The 13,126-nt window shown below is 38.5% G+C and carries 13 protein-coding genes and 1 riboswitch; of the genes, 2 read left to right on the top strand and 11 right to left on the bottom strand.

The features are described 5' to 3' along the window. Positions 1–466: 466 nt before the first annotated feature. The 8 genes from LQ203_RS05545 to LQ203_RS05580 form a co-directional block, all read right to left on the bottom strand. On the bottom strand, positions 467–2,041 hold the full coding sequence (locus tag LQ203_RS05545) for an AMP-binding protein (protein ID WP_230156426.1): 1,575 nt from the start codon (positions 2,039–2,041) through the stop codon (positions 467–469). Next, complete coding sequence (locus LQ203_RS05550) at positions 2,035–3,243, bottom strand: acyl-CoA dehydrogenase family protein (RefSeq protein WP_230156428.1); 1,209 nt, start codon at positions 3,241–3,243, stop codon at positions 2,035–2,037. Before LQ203_RS05550 ends, LQ203_RS05545 begins: the two co-directional genes overlap by 7 nt. A 168-nt stretch (positions 3,244–3,411) precedes the next feature. After that, positions 3,412–4,317, bottom strand: a complete 906-nt coding sequence (locus LQ203_RS05555) for a LysR family transcriptional regulator (protein WP_230156430.1) — start codon at positions 4,315–4,317, stop codon at positions 3,412–3,414. 124 nt (positions 4,318–4,441) lie between these two features. Then, positions 4,442–5,680 carry an MFS transporter gene (locus tag LQ203_RS05560; RefSeq protein ID WP_230156432.1) on the bottom strand — a complete coding sequence of 413 codons (1,239 nt, stop codon included), beginning with the start codon at positions 5,678–5,680 and terminating at the stop codon, positions 4,442–4,444. Between the two features lie 295 nt (positions 5,681–5,975). Further along, positions 5,976–6,188, bottom strand: coding sequence for an alkyl sulfatase C-terminal domain-containing protein (locus LQ203_RS05565; protein ID WP_230156434.1), 213 nt, complete (start codon positions 6,186–6,188; stop codon positions 5,976–5,978). A gap of 41 nt (positions 6,189–6,229) precedes the next feature. Continuing rightward, the gene (locus tag LQ203_RS05570) at positions 6,230–6,445 is read right to left on the bottom strand and encodes a hypothetical protein (RefSeq protein ID WP_230156436.1); all 216 of its coding nucleotides are present in this window, start codon (positions 6,443–6,445) and stop codon (positions 6,230–6,232) included. An 836-nt stretch (positions 6,446–7,281) separates the two neighbouring features. Further along, positions 7,282–7,458 (bottom strand): hypothetical protein, encoded by a 177-nt coding sequence (locus LQ203_RS05575; protein ID WP_230156438.1) that lies wholly within the window; start codon positions 7,456–7,458, stop codon positions 7,282–7,284. A 74-nt stretch (positions 7,459–7,532) separates the two neighbouring features. Further along, the gene (locus LQ203_RS05580) at positions 7,533–8,411 is read right to left on the bottom strand and encodes a LysR family transcriptional regulator (RefSeq protein ID WP_230156440.1); all 879 of its coding nucleotides are present in this window, start codon (positions 8,409–8,411) and stop codon (positions 7,533–7,535) included. A gap of 244 nt (positions 8,412–8,655) precedes the next feature. Between LQ203_RS05580 and LQ203_RS05585 the strand changes: the two genes are divergently transcribed. Beyond that, positions 8,656–9,282 carry a chromate transporter gene (locus LQ203_RS05585; RefSeq protein ID WP_230156442.1) on the top strand — a complete coding sequence of 209 codons (627 nt, stop codon included), beginning with the start codon at positions 8,656–8,658 and terminating at the stop codon, positions 9,280–9,282. A 50-nt stretch (positions 9,283–9,332) separates the two neighbouring features. Next, positions 9,333–9,878 (top strand): chromate transporter, encoded by a 546-nt coding sequence (locus LQ203_RS05590; RefSeq protein ID WP_356713942.1) that lies wholly within the window; start codon positions 9,333–9,335, stop codon positions 9,876–9,878. 199 nt (positions 9,879–10,077) lie between these two features. Here the strand turns inward: LQ203_RS05590 and LQ203_RS05595 are convergent, their stop codons facing one another. The 3 genes from LQ203_RS05595 to LQ203_RS05605 all read right to left on the bottom strand — a co-directional run bounded on the left by LQ203_RS05595 (position 10,078) and on the right by LQ203_RS05605 (position 12,891). Then, positions 10,078–11,394, bottom strand: coding sequence for a Na+/H+ antiporter NhaC family protein (locus LQ203_RS05595; RefSeq protein WP_230156444.1), 1,317 nt, complete (start codon positions 11,392–11,394; stop codon positions 10,078–10,080). A gap of 190 nt (positions 11,395–11,584) precedes the next feature. Further along, positions 11,585–11,692: riboswitch (SAM riboswitch) on the bottom strand. 311 nt (positions 11,693–12,003) lie between these two features. Next, a complete protein-coding gene (locus LQ203_RS05600; protein WP_230156446.1) occupies positions 12,004–12,675 on the bottom strand; it encodes an SOS response-associated peptidase in 672 nt (223 codons plus the stop codon). A gap of 60 nt (positions 12,676–12,735) precedes the next feature. Then, positions 12,736–12,891 (bottom strand): hypothetical protein, encoded by a 156-nt coding sequence (locus LQ203_RS05605; protein ID WP_155727292.1) that lies wholly within the window; start codon positions 12,889–12,891, stop codon positions 12,736–12,738. Positions 12,892–13,126: the final 235 nt, after the last annotated feature.

Consider the following 13,126-nt stretch of genomic DNA (forward strand, 5'->3'; position numbering starts at 1 on the left):
TAAAACAAACCCCTCTACTTAACTCTAAATATTATTTCAAAAACATATACAACTATAATTTATTTCCCGATTCATTAGGGAGATAAACAAATGAAGCCCATAAAAAAAGGAAATTCCAGAATGAATCTCCAATACAATAATATATTATATCCTAACTCACATTTTTTTTCATTCATGATTTGGTGGAATCAACCGAAAAAATATAATATTTCAATATCATTCTCTAATGATAATAATCTTTCTGACTCACTTCATTTAACATTCACTACAACGTTAAATAAATTCCATTGTTATCCTTAATATTCAAAAACATCTTAGATATAGTGCATAAAAGCCTCACACGTCCCGATTCCAGGTTATCATGCGAGGCTTATTTTGCATTCATCTGCTCTATCTTATATTCTGGTTTGCTGTAGGTCTCAATGTTGAAATTAGGCTTTTTTATGATATCCTTGTTCTGCCTCTCCTAGATGGTTGGAATACCTTGTGCAAACATCTTTCTTAATTCTTTCTTGTCAATCTTTCCAATCGGCGTTAATGGAAACTTATCAATAAAATAGGCTACTTTAGGAACCATATACTTAGAGGTTCTTTGTTTGCAGAAATCAATTAATTCCTCACTAGTACAGGTCAATCCTTCTCGCAGTGTTACCACGACACAAACTACTTCTCCCCAATCTGGATGGGGAACGCCTATGCAAGCACTTAATGCAACAGAAGGGTGCTGGTTCACCACTCGTTCCACTTCTGAAGAATATACATTCATCCCGCCTGTAATGATCATATCTTTCTTCCTATCTACAATATAAAGGTAACCGCTTTCATCCCATTTACCAATATCACCAGTGTAGAACCAACCATCACGGATGTATTCTTGGGTAAGATCAGGTCTTTGATAATAGCCTACCATCATTGCTGGTGATTTTACGATAATTTCTCCAAACTCGGATGGTTTTACATCATTTCCATCCTTATCAATCAGTCGAACTTCGGTGAAAATGCACGGTTTTCCACAGCTTTTCAAAATTTCCGAATTGTTATGATAAGCCCATAAATGAGCGCTTTTCGATAGTCTGGTAATGACAATATTACACTCTGTCATGCCGTATTGCTGGCGCATGATAGGCCCGAATACTTCAAAAGCTTCTTTAAGGCGCTTTTGTGAAATTGGTGACGCGCCGTAGAAGATATTGCGCATGGAGCTCATATCATATTCCATCTTCTTTGTCTGATCAAGGAGTCTGTATAACATTGTCGGTACCATGAATGTCGTCGTAATTTTATGTTCCTTTATCGCCTGTATGAATGCTGCAGCGTCAAATGAGCCCATCACATAGACATGGACGCCCGAAACAAGGGATCTCCAAAGTAATGAACCGGCAGAATGCACAATTGGCGTACTTATCAATACCCGGTCTCGGTCGTCTAGCGGGTCTTCGATAGCCGCAGAAAGTATGGCGGCGCCGAGTCCTTTCTGGGAATGCATGACGCCTTTGGGTGTACCCGTCGTCCCGCCTGTGTATGACAGAAGGGCAATGTCTTTTGCTTCAGCTAATGGCAAGTCCATATTTTTTATTTCACCGGGCCATTGAAACTGTTCAAACTCCTCCGGATAATTAATATTAAATCCAGGAAGCCCAATGATATGGACACCGTCCTTCTTCATTTCTTCGAAATACTCAAATAAGGTGTCAAAGTGTGTCTGGGTAGCTATTATGACCACTTCTGGTTTTGCTTCCTTTAAAATGAATTTTATTTCTCGTTTCCCCAGTTTTTCACTTAATGGTACTAGGGTAGCTCCACATTGCTGGATAGCCAAACCAAACATCACACTTTCCAAACTGTTTGGAATGATAGACGCTATGCGGACACCCCTTCCTGCACCCAAGCGAAGTAAATAAGAAGAGATAAGTTCTGTTTTTCTCCATAACTCTTCGTAAGTTATCGTTTCTCCGTTTGGCAACAAGGTAATGGCCGGCAGTTCTCCAAATCGTTTCATTCCTTTATTCAACAGTGACTGAAATGTCAACTTATTCAGCACGGATCATTTCCTCCCTCGATAATGCATTTCCCTTTTAATAATGCTTTGGCAATTGTATTTTTTTGAATTTCTGAGGTTCCGCTTAATATCCGATACATTCGTGCACTCCTGTACATCTTTTCTACTGGATGCCCTTTTACCAAGCCTTTAGAGCCAAAGATTTGGATAGCCTTATCGGCCACACGGCTATTTACTTCTGAAGCAAACAGTTTAGCCATGGAGGTGCCTGCCCGATCTTCTTGTCCTTGATCGATTTTTTCAACCACATCATAGACCATGCACTTTGCCGCGTAGATTTCCGTCGCCATTTCTGCGAGCATATGCTGAATTGCCTGGAAGTCACCGATAGGCCGGCCGAATTGGACTCGCTTTTTAGCATGTTCAATAGATAAATTGAGAAGGTGTTGAGCCATCCCGATGAAGCCGGCCGCATGGGAAGCGCGATTTGTGTTTATTCTTTTCAATCCGAGCAGTAACCCTTTTCCTCTTTCTCCGATTATATTGGCGGCAGGAACTCGACATTGATTAAAATTCAATTCAGCATGTATGCGTTCTCCTGATAGTGGGACTTGAATGTCTCCTAGTTCAAACCCCGAATGATGGGGTGTTTTTTTATCTACCAGGAAAGCAGTGATTCTATCTTCTTTTTCTCCTTTCTGAGTTTCTTTCGCTATGACAATGGCGAAATCAGCATAGGGGGCCGCACTGATAAAATGCTTTTTACCATTTAATATATACTCATTCCCGTCTTTAACGGCTGTTGTTTCGATAGCAAAAGCATCTGATCCAGCATTTGGTTCTGTAAGGGCAAAGCAGCAGCTAGCTTCTCCCGTCACCACGGGCATCACATATTTTTCTATTTGCTCCTGTGTAAAACTTTCCAACATCTGACCAATTCTTAGCGGCCCGCCAACCTCCCCTATAACCTGCCCCCATAAAACCGCTCCGGAACGGGCCAATTCTTCCTTAAACATGCATAGCCCTTTTAAGCTAACATCTTGTCCCCCATATTTTTCAGGGAGGTTAATCCCGTAAAAGCCCAATTCCCTGGAGCGTTTTCTTACCCATTGTATGGCTTCCATCGGGATATCCTCTTCAGCGTTTAATTCATGCTCCTGTTCGTAGGGAAGCAATTCATTTTGAATAAAATCCTGTAACTTTGTTTGAAGCACCTCTAATTTCTCTTCCTTCATAGTTACCATAGTTTTCCCCTTTCACCTTTGAATTTTGCATTTAATTTAATATTCAAAATGTTATAAAATTAATTTTAAATGTAAATTATATTTAAGTAAATTAAAGAAATATGATACAAACATAAGAAATATTGATGTAAATACAAAAAATATTAGTTTCCCAATCACTATAGGAAACTAATATTTAAGAGTAGTGTAGAATTCGAGACATTTAATAAACTCTCTTGCAGCTTTTGAAAAATGTTGCTTCTTAGAGCGAACGTAACCGAATTCCATTGAATTATTTTCTAGCTCCACCAAAGGAATAGCCACAAGTTCCCCGCTTAGGAAATAGGGATCGCTGTTAATTCCAATATCATACGAAAAGGAAATGGCTAATCCTTCAGCGACCGTTTTTTTGATAATCTCTGTATTATTTGTGAAAAACAAAATATTCATCTCACCGTATAGAGTAAAAAATTCTTTAATAAATGTCTTCATTCTTGGTCCATTGTAGACGACTAAATCTTGGTCCAGCAACTCTTGTGGGGTTATGCTTTTCCGGTTCACTAGAGGGGAATTCTTACTGACCGACACAATTACTTTTGCTTCCATTAGGGGCTGAAATTCCAACTCATTTTCTTTCGGTCTAACCTTTGGAATATTTAATAGTCCGATGTCTATCTTATCATTCAGTATATCTTCGGTTATCTCTTGTCCCCCTTTCTCTTCAATCATAATTTTCACCTCGGGATACTTCTTCTTAAATAACGCTAATGATTTAGGTAAAACCGTAAGAAATAAACCTTGTGTAGATGATAGGCGTAACTCTTTTTCCATCGTATCTGAATGTATTTGGGCACTGTCTCTTATTTCTTCCAATTTGCTTAATACTTCAAGAGCTTTCTGGATGATTTCCTTTCCATCTTCTGTAGGTATGGTTCCTAATCGTGACCTCTTGAAGATTTTTATACCTAATTCCTTCTCCAAACTCGTAATGGCCATGCTGATTCCAGATTGAGAGATATGAAGGCTTTCTGAAGCCGTGGAAATCGAGTTAACCTCGGCTACCTTAATGATATATTCCAATTGTTCAATATTCATGGTTCATTCTCCTTCTATCCTATTACAAATATAATACCTCTAACAGAAAGCCCTTTCAATTATAGAGAAGGAGAATCAGAACCCATCACAATGTCTGTACCAAAGCAGGACTCCATTCCTAATTTTAAACTATGGTAGTTGTTTTTTCGTATTCTTTAGCTGGCTGTGCCCGATTATTTTTAATAGATACGGCAACAACCATTCCCAATAGCGCCGTTATCACCAAAAACAGGAAAGCTGCATTATAGGAGTCATTAAACAAACTGATAATCAAACCGAGGGCTAAAGGAGAAATCGCACCTGCAATTTGACCGGCAAAAGTTACGAGTCCGGAGGCAGAGCCCGTAAGTTCCTTTGGTGAGTATTTTATGATGATCGTGTATAGAACGGTTCCAAAGAAGGACAGCGCTACGGAGTTGAGAGTGAGATAAGTGATGATAAGTGCTATAGACGTGGCGTTAGACATTAAAAAGAGAAAAATTGCCGATAATAAAGCACCTGCAGCGGCAAGATACTTCTCCCGGTTAGCCATATGCTTATCCAGAAGCCAACCACTTACATTAAACATCAAGAAACCAAAAATATAAGGGATTGCCAATAAACCCCCGGCTGCTATTAAATCAACCCCTTTTTCCTTAACCAAATATATAGGCATCCAAGTGATCAGACCATAGTTGATAATATTTGATATAAACTTGAAAGTTATGAGTTTCCAAATGTTTTCGATTTTAAATAAAAGTTTCAGAGCAACCTTTTTTTGTTTCGGTTTGTCTGTTTTAACCTCTTGAGTTTCTTGAGGCTTTAGAATGAACCAAATTCCGAAAGAAATTAATATCCCTAGAATTCCAGCAATGGTAAACATGCCCCTCCAACCGAAAGCCACCACCATGGAAGCGGCAAGTGCAGTACCTAATATCCCGCCAATATTCTGGGCAGACAAGAAAAACGAATTTGCCCGGCCCCGTTCTTCTTCCGGGAAGTTATCTCTTATAGTGGACATACTGGCAGGATAGAAAGGCCCTTCACCTAACCCGAACAGAAAACGGATGAATATTAAAGACATAAATGACCAAGCAAACCCCGACATTACCGTGAACAAAGACCAACTGAATAAAGAAACAGTAACCATGACTCTGGCTCCGTACTTATCGGTCATCCATCCACCAAGCGGTTGCATGAGAGAGTAACTAACAAAAAATATACTGATTAAAAAACCTGTCTGGGACGTATTGAGATGAAACTCATCTGCAATTGGAATAATACCGACATTTATGGCAACACGATCAAAAAAGCTTAAAATCATTCCAACAAATAATAGGCCGCTAATCATTAATTTTCGTTTCTTACTTGCATACAGCTGCATTCCCCATCACTCCATCTTTTTATATTTCCACAAAACTCCCCCTTGAAGGAAGCGCTTACAATCCCTTTCAAATTACAAGACTTGAAATTTTTCTGTTTATGGTTATTGATTATTGTTCTGTGACTTTTAGGAGCGTTTCATTCATTAAAAAACAATGAATGAATTTATTAAAACGAAACAGGATGCCTACAGGATTAATTGATACATTCAAACCCATGAGACTATATATTAGACTCGTGGGTACAGATATTGGTCACCGATCCATCCTGCTTACAGAATATAAAGCGATTGATTATCACGGAGTAACGATATTAATCTTTGGTTGAAATTGATCCAGCAAAGACAAGAAATCTTCGAATTTTTCTTTATTACCGGAAATAGAAACTTTCCCGGCCGCCTTTATTTTGGATAAATCTTCACGTCCTAGAGCAATCTGATAGAAGGTTATTCTATCTAATGTTAATGTTGCATCAGGAGACGCCATTTTCCCTTTTTTGAAATTTAACACAGAATTATCCAGATCAATCATGTAATTAGTTTTCGAATCTGTTATACAGTATAACTTGCCGGCTGATCTTCTTTGATGAATGAATATCGATTGCTATCCCATACTACGTTACCTTTTGAATTTTTAATTGGATTCATATTTAAAGGTGCAATAAATCCCTTATGTAAATTTCTGAAATCTTCCTTATCTTTAAAATCCAACTGTTTATAAACAGCCTTATTTGCTGAAATTGTTGAATGTGTTGCCGGCATTGGCATATCGGGCGCAGCATTTGTAACAGAAGGTCCTACTAGTAAAACAAAAACAAATGGAACGGAAACATTCCTTTAATAAAAGATTTATTGGACATTCCATACCCCTTTCCCATTTGAGTTTTTAGATATCAAAGTTGTAATTTCTTCCTTATATTGAAACGATAATCTTTTTATTTTTTTAAATATTTAGAATAATGTAACTTTATTTTATAATTGATTTGTCATTAAGTAAATTTACTATTTTTCATAGTAACTTCAATTTTATTTATATAAAATCCACTTGTATCCATTAATACAATTCGTTTTTTAGCTATGGCTCGGAAGCTAAAAAGCATACATGCATACTTAATTTGCGGTATATTTTGAACATAAAGACATTATGAGATATTTTTTTCTATAGAAAATATGTAAGGCCCCATTTTGTTATACATTTCATATAAAGGTGCGTAAGCTGTATATCCAAATGCAAAAATGCCCCTCTCTATTGAGAAGAACCTTTATCCAATGTAAAAACCTCTAACTTTTTATATTGTAGAAGTCTTTGCTTTTGCATCTCCTAATTCGAACCTTTAAGCTGGTTTAACGAAGATTGAGAACTCAATTCTAAAAATTAGAAGAAAGCCTGCGGCAAAAAAGAAGGAATACACAAAACCAAGTGATACGTTTTCGTATGCGATTGTCAAGCACACTAGTGATAAAAGGCCTCCCTGCTATATTCATAAACGATGCGCTTTGGCTCGTCATTAATCCTGATCGGCCAGGAAGTAACTACATTAAAACCTGAAGGCTAGTCATTAAAAAAGTATAGGCACAACCTTTTGCCATGCTTTGAGCGATGGTTATCCAGGTAGAGGCATGAAAATCGTGATGGAAGCCAAGACCATGTCTGTCATCAATACGCTATATCCCGATTTCATCTCTGCGATTCTAGTAAGGTAACCTGGCATCCATAGTCCCAGCCACATCGTTAACCAAAACCATGAAAACGCTGCCAATAAACTATTTTCAAAAATCATTTGAACACTTTGTCACCTGCCAAAAATTTCACTTTAAATATAACCAAGCGATGAGAGGTGACGTAATTCATTCACTATCGAAGAAAATCCACAAAATTAGACACCCCTATTTTATTAAAACGCTTGTTTTTCCTGACGAGCCACAGATTTCTTGTTATATCTATTCTGGAAATACCCACTTCCCGCAAAAAACCTTGTTCCAATTCCCTGGCAACTGTCAACCTTGGCAAAATGCTGATCCCAAGTCCAGCCTCAACCGCACTTTTTATCGCTTGAGTACTACCAATCTCCATGTAGCTTTCTATTTTTTCTAAAACCCCATGCTCCCTTAACATGTTTTCTACGATAAGCCGTGTCCCTGATATGGATTCACGCCATATCATCCTTTCATTTCCCAATTCCTCTAGCTGGATTTCTTTTCTGTCTTTCCATGGGTGGTCAAATGGACAAACCAATATCAATTCGTCTTCGGCGAACTTGTCTACAATAAAATCGGTGTTTTCCACAAGTCCTTCCACCAAGGCCAAATCAATGACATCGTTTGATAAATCCTCCAGAACCCGTGGGGTATTTTTTATCGTTAATGTCACTTTTATTTCAGGCTGTTGTTTTTTGAATTTCCCAAGCAAGCTCGGCAACAAATACTCACCGATTGTCAAGGATGCACCTACTATGAGGTTAGCATTGTACTCGCCCGTTGATTGCTGAATCACTACTTTTGAATGGTTAAAGTCATTTACAATAGCTTTTGCAAAAGGGTATAACAACTTTCCTGCTTCCGTCACTCTCAGCCTCCCTTCCTCACGGTCGAATAACAAAGTGTTATAAAATTTTTCCAATTGATGAATCTGTCTTGTTGCCGCGGGTTGAGATAAGAAGCTTAACCTCGCTGCCTGGCTTATACTTCCTTCATCCACCACTAAACAAAACATTCTTAGATTTTCTATTTTCAAGAAACCGACCTCCTTGTCTTTTAATGGTTTAATAAAATGATAGCATCATATAGCTAAATGGTGAAATAAGAAAATAACGCTATTTCCCCAAATTAGGTGGGCCTTAATGAAATTCTATATAAAACGGATAAAGCTTCTGGGTATAACGTTTTGTTATACCCGATGATTTTGTTGCAATTTACCCATTCCTTTTTCTTTGATATGTTAATGATAAGAATTATACAGAGCAGCAAAGGAAGTGAGTATGTCAATGAAAGGACAATGGAAAACACTGTTCCAATTATTTTGGACCTTTTTTAAAATGGCACCTGTGACATTCGGAGGCGGGTTTGCGATGATCCCCTTAATCGAAAAAGAAGTAGTGGAGAAGAGAAAATGGCTGACAAGTGAAGAAGTTACGGATGTTTTTGCTTTATCTCAATCCGTACCGGGAGCTGTCGCCATTAACTCCGCCACCTTTATCGGCCATCGAATTGCCGGAATGAAGGGCGCAATGGCAGCCATGATGGGTGTTTCATTACCTACCTTTTTAATTGTACTACTTCTCGGCATTTTATATTTTTTCATTCAGGATAATCCGAAGATAGAAGCCGCATTCATATCGATTAGAGCTTCCATAGTAGCCATCATCGCCTTCGCAGCTATCAAGATAGGAAAAACAGCTATTGTTGACAAATCAACTTTCATTATTTTAATAGTTGGTCTTCCTGCCCTTTTCTTCGTTCAACCTGTTTTAGCTATATTAGCAGGAGCAATAGCGGGTATTGTGTCTATCTCCATTAAAAGGAAATTAGGTTACGAAGTCCAGTTGGACCGAAAAGAAAAGAAAGAAGAAACTGATTTCGAACCTTTCATGGGTGCAGGCATATAGGTAAATCAATAAAGGGTCTAACTAATTTTCAAGAAAGCGTGTGATTAAGAATGATGGACTTGTGGGAGTTGTTTAGCACCTTCTTTATAATCGGCTTTGTATCGTTTGGTGGCGGATACGCCATGATTCCCGTAATAGAATCGGAAGTCTCACAGCACGGATGGATGACGACGCAACAATTCACCGATGTAATCGCTATTTCCGGCATGTCTCCCGGGCCAATCACCACCAATAGTGCCATTCTTGTAGGCTATTCGACTGCTGGATTAGCAGGAGCCATATCATCCGTTCTCGGAATCTTGCTTCCTGCTATTATTTTCGTAACAGTTATAGCCACCTTCTTCAGTAAATTGAATCATTATCCAATTATTCAATCCATGTTTTATGGATTAAGACCCATTGTCACTAGTCTAATCCTCTTTGCAGCGATCAGTTTTGCTCTTTCCAATCATTTGATAGGCCTGAACTTTTCATGGCATACGATAAGCTTATTACTCGTTTTTGGATTATCGTTATTTGCCCTATTGAAATTACGCTGGCACCCAGCCTATGTCATTATTCTTTCTGGTTTAGTTGGTGTTGTCTTCTATTCATAACGACTAGCTCACACAACCATTATGCGTTGGGTTAATCAATATGAATCGGAATTCCTAAACAGTGATAAGACTTAAACTGATGGAAGAGCGAGGGTGACATCGCTCTTTTTAATTATTTTTCACCAATGTTTCCATACACCTTATAAAGTAAAACCCTGAATCTAATGATTCAGGGTTTATTTTCATGCTTATTCTCATTTTAAGAAGTACGTTTCTTCGCTATATCTTCTCCCGCCTGAAATCGTGGAAAACCAATCAAGATTGCTATCACTCCACAAACGCCAATTAAAAGTGGGTAATATGAATATGGCAAGATGCTAATCGGAGAAATCTTTGCTACACCCGCCGCTATCAGAAGCTGGGCCCCATATGGAATTAACCCTTGGATACAACAGGCAAAAACGTCAAGCAGGCTCGCCGATTTACGGGGATCAATCCCATACTGTTCAGCAATATTTTTGGCAAGAGGTCCGGCAATAATTATTGAAATCGTGTTATTGGCCGTTGAAAGGTTAGTCAAACTAACAAGCCCGGCAATGCTGAATTCAGCGCCTTTTTTTGATTTACTATTTCGGAGCACGACTTGGAGAAGATAATCAATGCCGCCATTATGTCTGATGACAGACACCATTCCTGCAATTAAAATGGCCAGGAAAGAGATTTCATACATTCCCGCCATCCCAACTCCCGTCTTTTGAATGACATCCAACAGTTTATAACTGCCATCCGCCATACCGATCATACCTGCAAAAACAATCCCTGTGGAAAGAACCAGGAACACATTGACACCTGCCAATGCTGTGATCAAAACACCAAGATAAGGAAGGATCTTCACCCAATTATATGAATGTTGGGAGATGGAGGCTTGTTCTCCCATTGTTAAAATTCCTAGGATGGCACATGTGATGATGGCAGCAGGTAACACGATGAAAAAATTCACTTTAAACTTATCCTTCATTTTAGTGCCCTGAGTACGAACTGCCGCTATTGTCGTATCTGATATGAAGGATAGGTTATCACCAAACATCGCACCACCGATAACGGCGGCCATTGAAAGGGCAAGCGAAATATCAGTTTGCTCACTAATTCCCACCCCTATAGGTGCAAGCGCTACAATCGTTCCCATGCTTGTCCCCATTGATAAAGAAATAAAACATGCGATAATGAAAATCCCTATCATTAAAAGATTTTGCGGAAAAACCGCAAGGGCAAGATTCACCGTTGATTCAACTGCCCCCATGCCATTTGCAACTTCTGAAAAAGCGCCGGCCAAAAGGAAAATGATAACCATTAACATAATATTGGAGTCCCCGGCACCTTTACAAAAAATTTCGACCTTTTCATTGAAAGACTCTTTTCGATTCATTGCCAATGCGGCGGCTGATGCAATTGAAATCGCTACAATCACAGGAAATGAATAAAAATCTTTTGTAATGACCCCTGAACCTATAAATAAAATTAAAAACACGACAAATGGGATCAACGCCCATGGATTCCCTTTATTGTTTGTACTCATGATGAACACCTCTTTTTATTTTTCCCATGACATGTGTCACAGCTCTTATTCTTTTAACAGTTTTCGCAAATATCCCCTATTAAAAGATGATAATATCCCAGTCATGGAAGAATGCTAAAAAAACTGTAAGCAAAAAAAGACCCCTTCTATTAAAAACAAGAAGAGGTCTTTTAATTTATAAAAAACACCCTCCTTATCTTTCAGGCTAGAATCTGCCTGCTGGATTTGGCACAGCACTCCTATTAAGTCTGCTGCCGAGACATCTTCGGGCCAGTCCCTCCGTCTCTCTTGATAAGAAGATCTACATTATATAGTGAAAATAATATCAAATGTCACGAAGTCCTCAGAAAAGCAGCAGGCTGGAAACTTGCCGAAACCACTCTAAGTTTAGATGAGTCCACTTTCTGAAAGTGACATCGAATGTCAAATTGAAAAGCAAATATAAGAGTACAGCATTTTGTTTATTATCGCAAGGTTAAGTTAAAATTATTCCACATGATTAAAAAGGGATTTTTATAAGTGCAGTAAATAAGTTTTATTAACATTACACCCCCTAATATCGCCATTTATTGGGAAGGAACGAATATAAAAAAGAGGTCTAAAGACCTCTCAGCAATTTTTTTGTATTAGGGTAGGTGAATTATTTTTAGTCGAGTTCACATCAGTCGATACTTCAAATGCTTCCATCTGTTCCGAATCGAATGACTTTAAATATTGCTGCAGATAGGCAGGATCATTAATGGATGGATTCAACCAATCTTTTTCATCTTCCGGTTTAAGGATGACAGGCATACGATCATGAATCCTGGACATTAGCTCATTAGGAACGGTTGTTATAACGGAGCATGAATATATACTGATGCCTTCGGGAGATTTCCAGAATTCCCAAAGACCGGCCATTCCAAATGGAGCATGAGTCTTAAGTTTTATTCGCATCGGTATTTTTCGCTCTGGTGTCTTCTTCCATTCATAAAAAGAGTCAGCGACTATCAGGCATCGTTTCTTCTTATACGCATTCTTGAAGCTTGCCTTCTCAGCAATGGTTTCCGCCCTGGCATTGATCATTTTGTAGCCCACTTTTTCGTCTTTTGCCCAAAAAGGAATGAGCCCCCACCGAAGATATCCAAGTCGATTCCTAGTTCCGTCATTAATGACGGAGAGCACGGAGTGGGAAGGTGCAATATTATAGCTGTATTGGTATTCCTCATCAAATGATCCTTGGATATCAAACCGTTCTTTTATTTCTTCAATGTCAGTGAAAAGGGTGAAACGTCCACACATAATATCGCCTACCGTATTAAGATTTATTACAGTGTAACAAATGGAACGGGCAGGCACAAATCAGCGTTCTAAAATCCTGATGTCGGTAAATGGTTGATTAAATAATTCACTGGAAATCAAAAGAGTGCCAAGGACTTCTCTTTCATCTTCAGCTTTAATGATTTCTGACAAAATTAAGGTACTGCCATTCCTGACCGTAACATTATATTCATTCATAAGATCACCCCTCATAAGACTAGATGGTTGTTATTATAAACCAAAAACCCACAAGTATCAGTATTGAACTTTGGTAGATTCATAGTTAATCCTCTTATGGTGTGTCTGCCATAGAGGTTCCTTTGCTGTTGCTACATAGGTTTAATCAATCGAAGTAATGCCTGGACCGTAAATCCTTGTAAGGAAGCGTTACATTTACGCGTACGTAAAAAGACTGTCCATGAATTTATTGAAA

Origin of the sequence: Peribacillus sp. Bi96 (genome assembly GCF_918698115.1) — a bacterium.
Classification (GTDB): Bacteria; Bacillota; Bacilli; order Bacillales; family DSM-1321; genus Peribacillus.